Below are 13,514 nucleotides of genomic sequence, written 5' to 3'. Positions count from 1 at the left end.
TGCCACGCCCGGACGAATCAGCGTATCCTCGGGCTGGGCTGAACGGCTGTCGGGTGCTTTCTGTGCCCGGGGTGCTTCGGCTAGAATGCGAGCCTGCATCGATAGGCCGGGCAGGGACCTTACGCCCAACCATGACCGACACACTAGACAGGTAACTTCGATTTGACGCAAAAGAACGCTTCGGCACGCAAGGAACCCTCACGAGCGCGTGACGACCACAGAGTTCTGGATGTAAAACAGCGCTTGCTGCACGAGGGCAGTTTACTGCTGTCTTTGGCGGTGGGCGTCTATCTGCTGATTGCTCTGGCCTCTCACCATCCGTCCGATCCGGGCTGGGCCTATTCCGGTGCGGGCGAGGGCGTTCGCAACATGGCGGGCACGGCTGGGGCCTACCTGTCATCATTGCTGTTCAGTCTGGTCGGTGGTCTGGCCTATGGCTTGCCGGCCATTTTCCTGTTTAGGGCCTGGGCAACGTTTCGCGATCGCAAGGCCGGGCTGCACTGGAACCCGCTGTTGATCGCCATCCGAACATTGGGCTGGGCGCTCTTTGTCTGTGTCAGCAGCGCCCTGGCAACGGTGCATATTGCCAGCAATCAAACCGCAAGTGCCGGAGGCTGGCTGGGCATTGAACTTTCGGAGTGGATATTCCCAATTCTGGGCATGACCGGTACGACCCTGTTGCTGGTCGTTCTGTGGTTCATCTCGCTGACGCTGGCCATGAATGTCTCCTGGTTGCGGTTGATGGAGCGCATAGGCCGATTGCTGTTTTCCGGCGTCACCGCAATGCGTGACAGCCTGCAGTCGCGCCGCCGCCGTAAGGCGGAAAAAGCCCAGGTCAGGCAGGTGGTGGAAACCCGTAAGGCCAATCTCGACATTCAGATCGAGAAACAGTCGAAGCGCAAGCCGCCTCAGATCAAGCCGTTGCAACCCAAAGTCACAGAGCCCAGCGAACGCGTGCAGAAAGAGCAACAGCAACCGCTGTTTACCGGGGGGGACTCCAATACCCCGTTGCCGGCACTGAGCCTGCTGACTTCTGGCGAGCACGACACCAATAATGGCTACAGCCAGGAAGCGCTGGAAGCCATGTCACGTATGCTGGAAATCAAACTTAAAGACTTCAATGTCGATGCGGAGGTGACCGAGGTCGCCCCCGGCCCGGTGATTACCCGGTTTGAGATTCAACCTGCCGCCGGCATCAAGGTCTCGAAAATATCAAACCTGGCAAAAGATCTGGCGCGGTCGATGGCGCTGGTCAGTGTTCGGGTGGTAGAGATCATTCCCGGCAAAACGACCGTGGGTATCGAGATCCCCAATGAAAAACGCGACATTGTGCGGCTGAGCGATGTTCTGCAGTCAAGCGCTTATGATAAAGCCAAATCAGCGCTGACGCTGGCCCTGGGCCATGACATCGGCGGTGCACCCGTTGTCGCCGATCTGGGCAAGATGCCGCATTTGCTGGTCGCCGGTACCACCGGCTCCGGTAAGTCGGTCGGTGTGAACTCCATGCTGTGCAGTCTGCTGTTCAAGGCCACACCGGAGGAGGTCAGGTTAATTCTGGTCGACCCCAAGATGCTGGAATTGTCGGTTTATGAGGGCATTCCCCATTTGCTCACGCCGGTGATCACCGATATGAAAGACGCGGCCAATGGCCTGCGCTGGTGTGTTGCCGAGATGGAACGTCGCTACAAATTGATGTCGAAGGTTGGGGTGCGCAACATCGCCGGGTTCAACAAGAAGGTTGAAGATGCCCGGCGCGACGGTGAACCATTGCTCGACCCGCTCTATGAGCCCTTTGACACGCTTGATCCGCACGCACCAACACCGGAACTGGAAACTCTGCCGTTTATTGTCGTGGTGGTCGATGAATTCGCCGACATGATGATGATTGTCGGTAAGAAGGTGGAAGAACTGATCGCCCGGCTGGCGCAAAAAGCCAGGGCGGCGGGTATTCACCTGATTCTCGCCACCCAGCGGCCCTCGGTGGACGTGATTACCGGTCTGATCAAGGCCAACATTCCCACCCGCATAGCGTTTCAGGTGTCTTCCAAGATCGATTCCCGGACCATTCTGGACCAGGGCGGCGCCGAGCAGCTGCTGGGCCACGGCGATATGTTGTATCTGCCGCCGGGCACCGGTTTGCCGGTTCGGGTGCACGGTGCCTTTGTCGACGACGATGAAGTTCACCGCGTGGTGGCCGAGTGGAAGAAGCGCGGTCAGCCCGACTACATCGAGGAGATTCTCTCCGGCGGCGAAGCTGATCTGCCGGGCGTTCCCTCTCTGGACGATGGCGAGGACAACCCCGAAAGCGACCCGCTGTTTGATGAGGCAGTGGCCTTTGTAACCCAAAGCCGTAAAGCCTCGATTTCTTCAGTACAGCGTAAATTACGCATTGGCTACAACCGGGCCGCTCGTCTGGTTGATACGATGGAGGCCGCCGGGATTGTCAGCTCGGCCGGCCACAATGGCAGCCGGGAAGTGCTGGCACCACCCCCGCCAGCGGGGTAACTGGTTGATATTAACCGCCTGTACATAGCTAGTGGCTCAGGAGAGCGATTCATGTTGACATTTTTTGCCCGGTCCGGCGTTGCGGTGCTGCTCAGTTGGGCAGCCATTACGCCCCAGGTTCACGCCGATGACGCCGCCCGACAGCGTCTGATCGATCTGCTGCAGTCGACGGAAACCCTGCAGGCAGAGTTTCGTCAGGAAACCTACGCCGATGGCGAGCTGCGTGGCGACCAGGCTCGGGGCATTATGAAGATTGCGCGCCCGCTCAAGTTTGTCTGGGAGGTCTCCTCGCCTTATGAACAGTCGGTCATTTCCGATGGCGAAACACTCTGGGTTCATGACCCGGACCTGCTGCAGGCGACCTACCAGCCGGTTACCAATCAATTGCAGGAATCTCCGGCGATGATCCTCAGTCAGCCCGAATCCACGCTGAGAACCTCCTACGATGTCACAGAGGCGGCGAACGAGAGCCTGACGGCCTATCGCCTTTACCCTCTGGATGAAGACGCTGTCTTCGAGGACATGACGCTGCTGTTTGAAAACGGCCGCATCAGCGAACTTCGGCTCAGTGACAACCTGGGGCAGGACACCCGTATCACCTTCAGCAACGTTGAAACCAACCTGACGCTGGATGCTGCGGACTTTGAGTTTACCCCGCCTGAGGGCACCGACGTCTTCGAACAGATGTAACCCTCATGACCGACCTGTTCAGCGCAACCGAGTCCAACCCCTTCGCACCTCTGGCGGAGCGGATGCGACCCAAAACCCTGGCTGGCTACATCGGCCAGTCGCATATTCTGGGGCAGGGGCAGCCCCTGCGCCGGGCCATTGAGCAGGATCAACTGCATTCGATGATTTTCTGGGGCCCGCCCGGCGTTGGAAAAACCACCCTGGCGCGGTTGCTGGCGCATTCAACGTCGTCGCGGTTCGAGGCACTGTCGGCGGTTCAGTCTGGCGTTAAAGACATCAAAGCTGCTGCTGAACGGGCTCTGCAAGCCAAGGCCGAAGGGCGGCGTACCTTGCTGTTCGTTGATGAGGTCCATCGCTTCAACAAAGCCCAGCAGGATGCCTTTCTGCCTTACGTTGAAGACGGCACCTTCATTTTTGTGGGGGCAACCACCGAAAACCCCAGCTTTGAACTCAATGCCGCACTGCTGTCTCGCGCCCGGGTCTATCCGCTCAAGCCTGTCTCGCTGGACGATATGGCCGCCTTGCTAGACCAGGCCCGAGCACAAGACAGCGCGGTCGCAAAGCTGGCCATTGATGACGACGTTAAGCAACGGCTATTTGCCCTGGCCGATGGTGATGCCCGCCGTTTCTACAATTTGCTTGAGTTATCGGCGGATCTCTACGCCGATGAACCAGACGGTTTGACTCTGGAGCGTTTGTCGCAGTTAACCCAGGGCCAGACCCGCCGGTTCGACAAGGGCGGCGATGCGTTTTACGACCAGATATCGGCCATGCACAAGAGTGTTCGCGGCTCTTCGCCGGATGGCGCGCTGTACTGGCTGTGCCGCATGCTCGACGGCGGCTGCGATCCGCTTTATATCGCGCGCCGACTGGTACGTATGGCCAGTGAAGACATCGGCAATGCCGACCCGCGCGCCCTGACCCTGGCTATGGATGCCTGGCAGGTACAGGAACGCCTGGGCAGCCCGGAAGGGGAGTTGAGTCTGGCTCAGGCCGTGGTCTATCTGGCGTGTGCACCCAAAAGCAACGCCGTCTACAAAGCGTTTAACGAGGTGATGGCCCGGGTTCAGTCCGATCAGAGCCATGAAGTGCCGGTGCATTTGCGCAACGCGCCCACAGCGCTGATGAAAGAGCTGGGCTACGGCCACGATTACCGCTACGCCCACGACGAACCCCATGCCTACGCCGCCGGAGAGCACTATCTGCCCGAAGCGCTGGTTGATCAGCGCTTTTATCAGCCAGTGGATCGCGGGCTGGAGAAGAAAATTGCCGAGAAACTGGCCTTTTTGCGTGATCTGGATGAACAGCATCGGCAATAATGCGGGTACCGTGAGATCAGCAGGGAGTGTGAATGCATGTCGATACCCTTTAGCCACTGGTTGGCCATCGCCTTGGGCGGCAGTCTGGGCGCCATGGGCAGATTCTGGGTGGTTACCTTCTCTAACCGTCTACACGGTAGCCATTTCCCGCTAGGTACCTTTACCGTTAATGCGGTTGGCAGCTTTGTGATGGGGCTGGTCTTTGTGATGCTGATGCTGCGCTTCACCGGAACCGATACACTCTGGCACCGGTTGCTGCTGGTCGGCATTCTCGGGGCCTTTACCACCTTTTCCAGTTTTGCTCTTGAGAATCTGGTGTTGCTGCAACAGCAGCAGTACTGGATGGCACTCGGTTATACCTTCGCCAGTATCCTAACCTGCCTGGCCGCCGCAGCGCTGGGCTTTGGGGTGGGTAAGCTGGTATTCTAGGCGCCCGCCGAACGGGAATCAGAACATGCGTTTCCCAATGGCGATCTACTAACTCCCAATCGACTCTAACAGGACAGAAACGCCCATGCTGGACATAAAACGGCTGAGACAGGACATCACCACGCTTGCTGATCAACTTCGGGTGAAACACTACGAACTCGATGTGTCGGCTTTCGAGTCCCTGGAGTCGAGCCGCAAGTCCGTTCAGGTCGAGACCGAGCAGCTGCAGGCAGAGCGCAAGAAGGCATCAAAGCAGATTGGCCAGCTGGTCGGACAGGGCATGTCGGTCGATGATGCCAAAGCTCAGGTGCAGAAGACACTGGACACCATTGCCGAGCAACTGGGTGCCAAAGAGGCAGAACTGAAGCAGATTCAGACGCAACTGGATGACCTGCTACTGGGTATTCCCAATGTGCCGGACACGGCCGTGCCCGAGGGCAAGACCGAAGACGACAATGAAGAAGTGACGCGCTGGGGCACGCCGCCTGAGTTCGATTTCGAGGTAAAAGACCATGTCGACCTCGGCGCCGTCTCAGGTGGCCTGGATTTCGAACGCGCTGCCAAACTGACCGGCAGTCGTTTCTCAGTGATGAGTGGCGGCATTGCCCGGCTGCACCGCGCGCTGGCTCAATTCATGCTCGACACCCACGTTCAGGAGCACGGCTATCTGGAAACTCAGGTGCCCTTCATCGTAAACCAGGAGTCTTTGCTGGGAACCGGCCAATTGCCGAAGTTCGAAGAAGATCTCTTCAAGCTGAACACCGATCACGCCAGCAATTATTACCTGATTCCTACCTCGGAAGTGCCACTGACCAATTTGGTGCGCGATGAGATCCTCAGTGACGCGGAACTGCCGCTCAAATTTGCGTCTCACACTTCTTGCTTCCGCTCAGAGGCAGGCAGCTACGGGCGAGACATCCGCGGCATGATTCGCCAGCATCAGTTCGAGAAAGTCGAGCTGGTACACATCGTGCGCCCTGAAGAATCGATGGACGCGCTGGAGGCGCTCGTAGGCCATGCAGAGAGCATTCTGCAACGTCTTGAATTGCCTTACCGCAAGGTGCTGTTGTGCGGTGGCGACCTGGGCTTCGGCGCCGCTAAAACCTACGATTTGGAAGTCTGGCTGCCCGCCCAGCAGGCCTACCGGGAAATCTCCTCATGCTCGAACATGACTGATTTCCAGGCCCGCCGCATGCAGGCCCGCTACCGCAACCCGGAAACCAACAAGACCGAGCTGGTACACACGCTCAACGGCTCGGGCCTGGCAGTCGGCCGGACTCTAGTCGCGGTATTGGAGAACTACCAGACAGAGGAAGGGCGTATTCGGGTGCCAGAGGCACTGAAACCCTATATGGCTGGTCTTAAATTGATCTGATCGGTTGACACTTAGCCACCTCGAAATGGCGGGTTGCTTGGTCTCGGGTGCCAGATAGCCGTGCCAGCCACCGGGTTGACCTCTCCGGGGTCGGCGTGAACCCATCCTTGGGGCCTAGACCGCAGCATCCCTGCTGCGGACTACCCCGGACAGGTCAACCCGGTAGCCAGCACTTGGTTTGGCAGCACCAAAAAACCTTTGAAACTCTTTTAAACCGGAGTAATGCCTTCCCGGTAACATTTGACTGACCCAACGGCGGGTCTCACTGGCAATGAGTTGTCTGTGCCCGCCGTAAAGGGCTCGGCACAGCTCTCAATGTCGGGTTCACAGTTTAGGAGTGGTCATGCAATATTTTCCTTTGTTCCATAAGTTATCCGATAAGACCATTCTGGTGGTTGGCGGTGGGGATATTGCAGCGCGCAAAATTCACCTGCTGCAGCGCTCCGGGTGTCGAATTCAGGTTGTGGCTCCGTCGATCCTGCCGGTTATTACCAATAACCCCAATTGCCACTGTGAATGGCGGGTTTTTGACCCGGCTGACATCGATGGCAAGGCGCTGGTTGTCAGTGCCACGGATATCGAGGCAGTGAACCAGCGTGTCTCCGCTGAGTCGCGGGCTCGGGGTGTGTTGGTCAACGTGGTCGATTCCCCTGAGCTATGCGATGTGATTTTCCCTTCTCTGGTCGATCGCGACCCACTGATCATCGCCATTACCTCCAGTGGCCAGGCACCGGTGCTGGCACGCTCGGTGAGGGCGAAGCTGGAGAGCACGATTCCCGCGAGTTATGGCCATCTGGCGCAACTGGCTTCGCGGTTTCGCAATGCCGTCAAGAAACGCTTTACCAGCCTCGATGACCGGCGGTACTTCTGGGAGAAGGTGCTGGGTGGCACGGTGGCCGAGCATGTTTATGCCGGTCGGATGGAGCAGGCTGAGCATCAGCTAAAAGCGATGATTGATGCCCCTGGCGATGAGCAGCATGGCGAAGTCTACCTGGTTGGGGCAGGGCCCGGTGATCCCGACCTGCTGACCTTCAAGGCGCTGCGGCTGATGCAGCAGGCCGATGTGGTGCTCTATGACCGGCTGGTCTCGGACGCCATTATGGACCTCGTGCGACGGGATGCTGAACGACTTTATGTGGGCAAGCAGCGGTCCGAGCACGCGGTACCGCAACAGGATATCAATCAGCGTTTGGTGGATCTTGCCCGTGAGGGCAAGAAAGTTCTGCGACTGAAAGGCGGTGACCCCTTTATCTTTGGCCGGGGTGGTGAAGAGATCGACTTGCTGGCCGAGCATGGCATTCCGTTTCAGGTGGTGCCGGGTATTACCGCGGCTTCAGGCTGCTCAACCTATACCGGCATTCCGTTGACTCACCGAGACTATGCCCAGTCGGTGCGTTTTGTCACCGGGCACTTAAAGGATGGCAGTCTGAATTTGCCCTGGAGTGAGCTGGCAAGCCCCCAGCAGACCGTGGTGTTTTACATGGGGTTGATGGGGCTGGAGAAGATCTGCAACAAGCTGATTCAGCACGGTCGCTCGGCTGACACGCCGATCGCGCTGGTACAGAAGGGCACGACGCCGGAACAGCGGCTCTGGGTCGGTACCCTGACCACTTTGCCGGATCTGGTGCGTGAAGACCCGCCTCAGGCGCCTACGCTGATTATTGTGGGCGAGGTGGTGTCGTTGCACGAGCGTCTGAATTGGGTGGGCTCTACGGTGACCGTCAATCAGGCATAATGGCTGATCGGTCATGCCCGCCAGTTTGACTGACAGGCATCGCGGTCGCCACAGCTGATTTCAGGGTTCTTGAGCCGATTTGATCAGTGCGACAGGAAGACTGCAGCAGAGACCGAAGCGATGCCACTGATCAGCGGGGCCAGGCCGTAGCCGGCAGACGATACCGGTAGCAAACCCAGAATGGCCGCGCCCAGTACGGCAATGGCAGCCGACACCAGTGTAATGCCTATGAAGAAGACGGCACCCATCAGTACTTTCAGTTGTTGGGCGTTTAAATGCAGGGGTAGGGGTTCGGTCATAACTACAGCCTCCGAGCGTCGCTTTGAATCACAGTCTTGGGTACTGCGCTCACTTTTGGTGCGATATCGGCGGTTTTTTAAGGTAATAACCCCCGATACAGGGGTTATCTCAAAATACGTGCCACTTTTATCACTCAGCTAACAGGCTTAAAGCGACTTTGATGGTTAGAGAGTGACCGACCGTTGCTGCCAGAGTCTTTCCGCTTTCTCGCGGGCTTCCTGGAGTGAGATTTCATCAGCAACCATCAGTACCAGGGCCATAGTGTCCTGGATGGCGGCCAGGCTGTAATCCGACTCAGCCTCGCCCGCCCAGGTTGACTGCAGCAGCGCCATTGAGGGCTCGTCCGGGCGCACCGCCCGCTGTGGCAGTCGCCTGGGTACCTCTATTTGCTTCGGATGCTGCGGGCAATGAACCAGCACGGTTGTATCCGAATCCGGTCTGACTTCAAATTCGCCACTGTCACCTTTGAGAACAACGTTATGGGAATCACCCAGTAAGCCTGCGGTGTCGTGGTGCAGGGCTTTGTAGCTGGGGTGAAACATGCCTTGCACCGATACTCGTGCGCCGGTCGGGTTCAGGTTGCGAACCAGGGTGTTGACCGGTGAACGTAACCCCAATTCCCGTTTCATATCGATGATGTGCGACAGCGTGGGTGCAAAGCTAACCAGTGGGCAGTAGACCATAGCGTGATCCCGGCTCAGGCTCGCCGCTTCTTGCCACGAGGCTGCAACGGGAATGCCCAGCGCGTCGCACACCTGGCGGGCATACTGGCGCCCGGCCGTATGTTCACCACCGCCGTGCATGAAAACCGGATAGCCACCCTGCGCCAGCGCTTTGGCCGCTAACACATACCAGGAGGGTTGGCGGCGTTTTCCGGCGTAGGCTGGCCAGTCAATCTGAATGGGATGGCCGGGCCATTGCTCGAGTTCATCGCGGACCGCCTGAGCCATGCCGGCCAGCTCTTCCGACGTTTCTTCCTTGACGCGCATGAGCATCAGCAGGGCACCCAGCTGCGCCTGGGTTTCGCGCTGATGCCAGATCTCCTGCATGGCAAAGTGGGCTTCTTCACGGCTCAGCGATCGGCTGCCGTTCTTGCCCCGGCCCAGGGCGCGGATCAGGTCGGCAAACTTCAGGGTATCGGTCATGGTTTATCCAGCAGTGGCAATAAATGGGTCACAGGCAGTTTTTGGGCTTGGGCAAACCGGCCAGCAGGGCCAGCATGCGGGCCGGGCTTTCGCCGAAGCGTTGCATCAGGAAGATGCTATTGCCAACGTCGGCGCCAAACCTGGCTTTCAGATGCTTGACCAGAGGGCGCATGGCGGGCGACAGGTCGTATTCAAAGTAGAATTCACGCAGTGATTCAACAATGGCCATATCCTGGTCGGTCAGCGACAGCCCCTGCTGGCTGGCTATGTCGAGGCACCAGTCAGGCGTCCAGCACGTTGCATCGAGCAGAAAGCCAAGATGGTCAGTTTCTGGGCTGGCCGTCTGTGTTCGTTCATTCATCGCGTTCACTCAGGTTTTCTGTGGTGTTGAATGGGTGTCAGGGGCTGGCATTACCAGGTCAGTTGCGGTTGATGTTCGGCGATCAGATCGGCCCATTCCTGATCGCTGATGACCGCCCAGTCCGGGTGGCGCTGGCCACCCAACGCATCGGTATCGGCCTGGCGGATGCAGCCGCGGGCTGGCGTCGGGTTAGGCTGCCACATCAGCGGGCGGGCATCTTCGCGCAACAAAATCACGTCACCGGCTTGCAGCCAGAGATCAAAGAGTTCCCGTTGTGCCTCGCCCGGTACGGCCGTCAGCGTCAGCAGGGCCATCAGAAAACCTCCACGTAGCGGGCATACCGCAGCCAGTAAGCCAACTGAGCCAGTGAGCAGGCCTGAATGTCATCCCGGTGAATGTCCTGTCCCAGCACCCGGTGTTGATGATTGGCGCAGTAAAACAGGGCTTCGCTGCCGTACATTGGCAGTGCACTCAGTTGCTTGTTCAGGCTCTTACTTTCACTGGGCGCTTGTCCCTCGGCCAGCCAGCCAAGACCCTGATCAAAAAAAACCACCGCATGGTCACGGTCGAACAACGCAAGGCTCATCACCGCTTCCAGTATTTCCTCACTCTGCCGGCCCTGGTAAGGCGGGCGGGTAATCAGCACCAGGGTGTCAAAGTGGTCTGAGCCTGGCTCCATTGTTGAATCGAGGGTCGTATTCATCGAAAACTCACTACATTGTCGGCTTCACCATAGCCCAGTGCCCACTGGCCCAAACCCGCCAGCTGAAAGGGCTCTCTGACGGTAGATACAGGGCTTTGATAGCGTTGGGCTTCGGTGTCATTCAGTAACCCACGGTTGGCCGAGGCCGCAATGCACAGCAATAACTCGCAGCCGGATTCAGCGGCGAAGTCGAGCCAGGCTTGTTTCAGGTCGACTTCATCGGAGGCCGGAGACTGAGTCATCAACCCGACATAGACGGCATCCATATAGAAGAACACGCGCTCAATCCGGTCTCCCCGGGCAAGGCAAGCTCGGGCGAAGGCGAGGGCATCCCGTTGGCTCACATGGTGCCAGGGTGCCTGATAAAGGTTCAGTTGAATGTTCATGGGCGCATCATATCACACACAAAAAAGGCCGCTGTAAGCGGCCTTTGTCTTCCAGTCGGTTCGCCCCGGTCAGTCGTCGGACAGAGCGCCGACCAGCACCAGCAGGTGAACAAAGAGGTTGTAGATGTCGAGGTACAGTGACACCGTCGCGCGAACGTAGTTGGTTTCACCACCGTTCACAATGCGGCTTGTGTCAAACAGGATCAGCAGCGACATCAGCAATACCACGCCGGCAGAAATGGCCAGGCTCAGTGCAGGAATCGCCAGAAACAGGTTAGCCAGAATCGCGACCAGCGCGACAATCATACCAACCATGACAAAGCCGCCCAGGAAGCTGAAGTCTTTCTTCGTGGTTACGGCATAAGCCGACAGACCGAAGGTGACCAGTGCCGTGCCACCCAACGCTTGCGCGACGATGGACGGGCCATTGGCCAGCGCCAGGTAAGCGGTCAGCATGGGGCCCAGGCTGGCACCCATCAGGCCTGCGAAGGCGAAGGTCCAGACAATGCCCATGCTCGAGTTGTACGCGCGTGGCAGTACAAACCAGACGATGCCGATAGCAGCCAGCATCATGATCAGCGCACCACCCTGAGGCATTCCGACGGCCATGGCGATCATTGCCGTAACGGCACTGAACACCAGTGTCATCGACAACAGCAGATAGGTATTTCGTAGTACTTTATTGGTCGCCAGCGCCGATTCCGAACGCGACGTGACGGTACCTTGATAGTCAGCCATGGGCAAACCTCCATAATGTGAACCCGAGTCAATAGTATAGGCCGGATGCCGTTTTTCAAGCGATATCGGTTGCCAGCACGCCAGCTATACCTGCCGTTGACAGTACAGGATACGCCCCTGAGTGTCAGCTTCGATCGGTGTTTTTACACCCCGGGCGCTGCGTGAACTGCGAGTGAGGACCTATACCTGTCCGACCGGATGAAAAAGGCCTGCAAACCGGCCATAAGTCATGTATATTCTTGTTTTAAACGGGCGTTTTAAACAATCGCACGAAACCATAAACGCCAATCGTTAACGAGTAACCAGTGACTGGGGTTGTCGTCAGCCTCGCCTTTGCCATATCCGAGACCGAACCATGAGCCAAGCCGATACCGTCACCCGCATTCTGGACTCAGCCGAAGAACTCTTCGCTGAGAAGGGGTTTGCCGAAACCTCCTTAAGAATGATCACCACCCGTGCCAAGGTTAACCTGGCCGCAGTGAACTACCATTTCGGCTCGAAGAAAGACCTGATTCAGGCTGTTTTTGCGCGCTTTCTGAGCCCCTTTTGCAGCAAACTGGATAAAGAGCTGACCGTCATGGCGGCAGCGGTCCCGGAACCCAGCCTCCACGATGTGCTCGATGTGCTCGCCCGAACCATGCTGACCGGTGTTCACTCCACGGTTGGCACTCGCAAGCTGTCGGTGTTCATGCGCCTGTTAGGCTTGGCGTATACCCAGGCTCAGGGTCATTTGCGTCGTTTTCTGAAAGAGCACTATCACCAGACTTACAGCCGCTTCATCTTGTATCTGCGCGCGGCCCACCCGGAACTCTCGCCCCGCGAAATATTCTGGCGCATTCATTTCGCCATCGGCGCCTGCGTGTTCACCATGTCGAGCATTGAAGTGCTGCGAGACATGTCGATGGCCGATACGGGCGAAGATTCTGGCGTCGAGGATGTGATGAATCAGTTGATACCGTTTTTGGCGGCTGCGCTTGAGCGCTAGTCCTTTTCTGGACTGATGGGGGTTGCGCGACCATTGGTCCGCCGCTTTCGAAGTGTCTCCGACTGGGTCAGCCGCACGTCCGTTGAGCATTCGATCATGGTTTCCAGCAGGGCTTCGTCGTAGGGCTCATTGGCTACCAGGTTGAAGGTTGCCTTGGTGACTTGCAGGGAGTTCTGGCTGCGAGACAGAATACCACGCGCCAGCACGGTGGCGACCGCTTCCAGTTCATCGCCGGGTATCAGCCGATGCACCAACCCCAGGCGGGTCGCGGTGTAGGCGTCCATTATTTCCCCAGTCAGCGAATAATATTTGGCGGCGCGTTCGCCAAGAGCCTTGGTCAGGTAGGGGCTGCTGAGCGCAGGTACCTGGCCAAACAGCGATTCCGTAATGCAGAATGAGGTTTTTTCACTGGCTAGCACCATATCGCAACAGCAGGCAATGCCGACTGCCACCGCATTTACCTCACCGCGCACGGTCAACAGAACCGGCACCGGGAACTGGTACAGCGTCTCCAGCAGTCGCGACATCTGTTCCGCGTCCTGTTGGTGCTCGGCACGGCCAACGCCTTCACGACGTTTCAACCATTGCCTATCGGGCCCACTGCAAAAATGCGCACCCTTGCCACTGAGCCAAATCAGCTTCAGTGAGGCATCGTCGGCCAGATCATCCAGCGCGGTGACCAGGGTGCAAATCATTTCATCGTCGTAGGCATTACCTGTCTCGGGCTTGTTAATAATCACCCGGGCAAGCCCATCTTCCAGACGCTCAATCAGTACGGTTTCCTTCATGGCTTTTGTTGTTCTTTTTTAGCGAAGGGTCGTTTCACACTAAACCAGAAAGTCT

General features: G+C 57.8%; 15 protein-coding genes. 7 read left to right on the top strand and 8 right to left on the bottom strand.

What is annotated here, in order from left to right; translation table 11 throughout:
- Positions 1 to 162 precede the first annotated feature (162 nt).
- The 6 genes from EP166_RS03495 to cysG all read left to right on the top strand — a co-directional run bounded on the left by EP166_RS03495 (position 163) and on the right by cysG (position 8,053).
- Positions 163 to 2,505 carry a DNA translocase FtsK gene (locus EP166_RS03495; protein WP_127555402.1) on the top strand — a complete coding sequence of 781 codons (2,343 nt, stop codon included), beginning with the start codon at positions 163 to 165 and terminating at the stop codon, positions 2,503 to 2,505.
- Positions 2,506 to 2,556: 51 nt separating this feature from the next.
- On the top strand, positions 2,557 to 3,195 hold the full coding sequence (lolA, locus tag EP166_RS03490; RefSeq protein WP_127555401.1) for an outer membrane lipoprotein periplasmic chaperone LolA: 639 nt from the start codon (positions 2,557 to 2,559) through the stop codon (positions 3,193 to 3,195).
- Between the two features lie 5 nt (positions 3,196 to 3,200).
- A complete protein-coding gene (locus tag EP166_RS03485; protein WP_127555400.1) occupies positions 3,201 to 4,514 on the top strand; it encodes a replication-associated recombination protein A in 1,314 nt (437 codons plus the stop codon).
- A gap of 36 nt (positions 4,515 to 4,550) precedes the next feature.
- Positions 4,551 to 4,943: a fluoride efflux transporter CrcB gene (gene crcB / locus EP166_RS03480; RefSeq protein WP_127555399.1), complete on the top strand. Its 393-nt coding sequence runs from the start codon at positions 4,551 to 4,553 to the stop codon at positions 4,941 to 4,943.
- Positions 4,944 to 5,028: 85 nt separating this feature from the next.
- A complete protein-coding gene (serS, locus tag EP166_RS03475) occupies positions 5,029 to 6,318 on the top strand; it encodes a serine--tRNA ligase (RefSeq protein ID WP_127555398.1) in 1,290 nt (429 codons plus the stop codon).
- 343 nt (positions 6,319 to 6,661) lie between these two features.
- A complete protein-coding gene (gene cysG, locus EP166_RS03470) occupies positions 6,662 to 8,053 on the top strand; it encodes a siroheme synthase CysG (protein ID WP_127555397.1) in 1,392 nt (463 codons plus the stop codon).
- A gap of 83 nt (positions 8,054 to 8,136) precedes the next feature.
- Here the strand turns inward: cysG and EP166_RS03465 are convergent, their stop codons facing one another.
- The 7 genes from EP166_RS03465 to EP166_RS03435 all read right to left on the bottom strand — a co-directional run bounded on the left by EP166_RS03465 (position 8,137) and on the right by EP166_RS03435 (position 11,686).
- Positions 8,137 to 8,352 carry a hypothetical protein gene (locus EP166_RS03465; RefSeq protein ID WP_127555396.1) on the bottom strand — a complete coding sequence of 72 codons (216 nt, stop codon included), beginning with the start codon at positions 8,350 to 8,352 and terminating at the stop codon, positions 8,137 to 8,139.
- A 165-nt stretch (positions 8,353 to 8,517) separates the two neighbouring features.
- A complete protein-coding gene (locus EP166_RS03460; protein WP_127555395.1) occupies positions 8,518 to 9,498 on the bottom strand; it encodes a glycosyl transferase family protein in 981 nt (326 codons plus the stop codon).
- 28 nt (positions 9,499 to 9,526) lie between these two features.
- Positions 9,527 to 9,859: a TusE/DsrC/DsvC family sulfur relay protein gene (locus tag EP166_RS03455; protein WP_127555394.1), complete on the bottom strand. Its 333-nt coding sequence runs from the start codon at positions 9,857 to 9,859 to the stop codon at positions 9,527 to 9,529.
- Positions 9,860 to 9,909: 50 nt separating this feature from the next.
- Positions 9,910 to 10,173: a hypothetical protein gene (locus tag EP166_RS03450; RefSeq protein ID WP_127555393.1), complete on the bottom strand. Its 264-nt coding sequence runs from the start codon at positions 10,171 to 10,173 to the stop codon at positions 9,910 to 9,912.
- Positions 10,173 to 10,562: a DsrE family protein gene (locus EP166_RS03445; protein ID WP_127555392.1), complete on the bottom strand. Its 390-nt coding sequence runs from the start codon at positions 10,560 to 10,562 to the stop codon at positions 10,173 to 10,175. The genes EP166_RS03450 and EP166_RS03445 overlap by 1 nt, the downstream gene beginning before the upstream one ends.
- On the bottom strand, positions 10,559 to 10,948 hold the full coding sequence (gene tusD, locus EP166_RS03440) for a sulfurtransferase complex subunit TusD (protein WP_127555391.1): 390 nt from the start codon (positions 10,946 to 10,948) through the stop codon (positions 10,559 to 10,561). Before tusD ends, EP166_RS03445 begins: the two co-directional genes overlap by 4 nt.
- Before the next feature lie 69 nt (positions 10,949 to 11,017).
- Positions 11,018 to 11,686: a Bax inhibitor-1/YccA family protein gene (locus EP166_RS03435; protein ID WP_127555390.1), complete on the bottom strand. Its 669-nt coding sequence runs from the start codon at positions 11,684 to 11,686 to the stop codon at positions 11,018 to 11,020.
- Positions 11,687 to 12,041: 355 nt separating this feature from the next.
- On the opposite strand from EP166_RS03435, the gene EP166_RS03430 reads away from it, so the two are divergent.
- Entirely contained in the window at positions 12,042 to 12,671 is a 630-nt protein-coding gene (locus EP166_RS03430; protein ID WP_127555389.1) for a TetR/AcrR family transcriptional regulator, read from the top strand.
- Here EP166_RS03430 and EP166_RS03425 read toward each other — a convergent pair.
- Positions 12,668 to 13,459: an enoyl-CoA hydratase-related protein gene (locus EP166_RS03425; RefSeq protein WP_127555388.1), complete on the bottom strand. Its 792-nt coding sequence runs from the start codon at positions 13,457 to 13,459 to the stop codon at positions 12,668 to 12,670. The two genes, EP166_RS03430 and EP166_RS03425, sit on opposite strands and share 4 nt — an antisense overlap.
- Positions 13,460 to 13,514 lie beyond the last annotated feature (55 nt).

Origin of the sequence: Saccharospirillum alexandrii, assembly GCF_004000275.1 — a bacterium.
Taxonomy (GTDB): Bacteria; Pseudomonadota; Gammaproteobacteria; order Pseudomonadales; family Natronospirillaceae; genus Saccharospirillum; species Saccharospirillum alexandrii.
This window is presented reverse-complemented; position numbering and strand designations above follow the sequence as displayed.